Below are 1821 nucleotides of genomic sequence, written 5' to 3'. Positions count from 1 at the left end.
ACCCGACTCGAGCCAGGCGCGGGTGCCCCCGGCGACCGACGCGGCGTCGAAGCCGGCCGCGACCAGCAGGTCGGTCATCGCCCGCGAGCGGTTGCCCGAGGCACAGATGACGTGGACCCGGGCGGACCGGTCGATCTCGTCGAGGCGGGAGGCGAGCTGGCCCATGGGGACGAGGACCGCGCCCGGCACGTGGGCCTGCGCGTACTCCGCCCGCTCGCGGACGTCGATGGTGACGCCGCGCTCGCGCTCGGCGGCGTACTGCTCGACGGAGATCTCAGGAGTCGTGTCAGCCATGAGAAATACCCTAGGGGGTATTCAAAGGAATGGCAAAACACCCCCGGGGGTATGCTGGTCGACATGGACTACACGTTGAGCAGGACGCTGCCGCTGCCCTACGACGAGGCGGTGGCGGCGACCCGCGCCGCCCTCGCCGACCAGGGCTTCGGGATCCTCACCGAGATCGACCTGGCGGCCACGATGAAGGCCAAGCTGGACGTCGACCTGCCTCCGCAGGTGATCCTCGGTGCCTGCCGACCCCCGCTGGCCTACGAGGCGATCCAGGTGGACCCGTCGATCGCGGCGGTGCTGCCCTGCAACGTGGTCGTCCGGTCCGTGGACGCCGACACCACGGTCGTCGAGGCCTTCGACCCCGCGGTGATGATGGGCATGTCCGACCACGCCGCCCTGGGCCGGGTGGCGACCGACGCCCGCCAGCGCATCAGCGCCGCTCTCGCCGCACTCACCCAGGAGGACTGATGGAGCTCGACCCGACCGAGATGACCCCGGTGATCAACCGCATCAAGCGCGCCCAGGGGCAGCTCGCGGGCGTGCTGCGCCTGCTCGAGGAGGGCCGCGACTGCGAGGACGTCGTCACCCAGCTCGCCGCCGTCTCCAAGGCGCTCGACCGGGCCGGCTTCGCCATCGTCGCCAGCGGCCTGCAGCAGTGCCTGACCGCCGGCGACGGCATCGACTCCGTGGACGTCAAGAAGATGGAGAAGCTCTTCCTCTCCCTGGCCTGAGCCCCGGCAACACCACGGTCACGGTCATCCCCGGCCCGTGGTCGCACGGCACCCCGGACGGGACGCCCACGGCGTGGTGCGTGCCGTCGTGGCACAACCGGAGCTCGCCGCCGGCGTCGGTCACGACCTGCTCGACGATGGCCAGGCCCAGCCCGGCACCCGGACGCGCGCGCGCCTCGGGGGAGCGGGTGAACCGGCGGGTGGCCTCGGCCAGCAGGTCCGGGGGCATGCCCGGTCCCGCGTCGGAGACCTCGACGACGGCGTGCGCCTCGACGCCGCGGACCCGCAGGCTCACGGGCGCGCCGCCGTGCCGCAGGGCGTTGTCCAGGAGGTTGGTGACCACGCGCTCGAGGGCGGGCGCGGCGATGCTCGCGGGGACGGCCTCGGACGGCAGCTCGACCGCCAGCTCCGAGGCGTGCTCGGGGCGCGCCAGGCGCCGGCGCTCCACCGCGCCAGCCACCACGGCCGTGACGTCGCACCCGCCAGCGTCGCCCGGGCGAACGCCCGGCCCGCTACCCAGGGTCAGCAGCTGGTCGGCGAGGTCGGCCAGGCGGGCGACGTCGATGGCGAGCTCGTCGAGCACGGCCTCGTGCTCGGCCACGGTGCGCAGGCGCCGGCGGGCGAGCTGGATGCGCGAGGTGAGCAGGGTCAGCGGGGTCCGCAGCTCGTGGCTCGCGTCGTCGACGAACTGGCGCTCGCGACCCAGGGCCTCCTCCAGCGCGTCGAGCATCTGGTTGAGGGTGTGTCCCAGGCGAGTGACCTCGTCGTCGCGTCCGGCCGCTACGTCGAGGCGCAGCTCCCC

General features: G+C 73.5%; 4 protein-coding genes. 2 read left to right on the top strand and 2 right to left on the bottom strand.

Annotation, left to right across the window (positions count from 1 at the left end; genetic code table 11):
• The coding region (locus tag ACXJKL_RS20345) for a rhodanese-like domain-containing protein (RefSeq protein ID WP_457208809.1) at positions 1-294 on the bottom strand (294 nt) is incomplete at its 3' end.
• Positions 295-357: 63 nt separating this feature from the next.
• Between ACXJKL_RS20345 and ACXJKL_RS20340 the strand changes: the two genes are divergently transcribed.
• Positions 358-756 (top strand): DUF302 domain-containing protein, encoded by a 399-nt coding sequence (locus tag ACXJKL_RS20340; protein ID WP_457208808.1) that lies wholly within the window; start codon positions 358-360, stop codon positions 754-756.
• Positions 756-1019 (top strand): metal-sensitive transcriptional regulator, encoded by a 264-nt coding sequence (locus ACXJKL_RS20335; RefSeq protein WP_056925264.1) that lies wholly within the window; start codon positions 756-758, stop codon positions 1017-1019. The genes ACXJKL_RS20340 and ACXJKL_RS20335 overlap by 1 nt, the downstream gene beginning before the upstream one ends.
• On the opposite strand, the gene ACXJKL_RS20330 is transcribed toward ACXJKL_RS20335, so the two are convergent.
• Positions 982-1821: sensor histidine kinase (locus tag ACXJKL_RS20330; RefSeq protein WP_457208807.1), on the bottom strand; the 840-nt coding region annotated here is incomplete at its 5' end. The genes ACXJKL_RS20335 and ACXJKL_RS20330 overlap by 38 nt on opposite strands.

Source organism: Nocardioides sp. P5_C9_2, from assembly GCF_054049555.1.
Note: the sequence above shows the minus strand (reverse complement) of the source record. Positions and strands in the feature narration are given on the sequence as shown.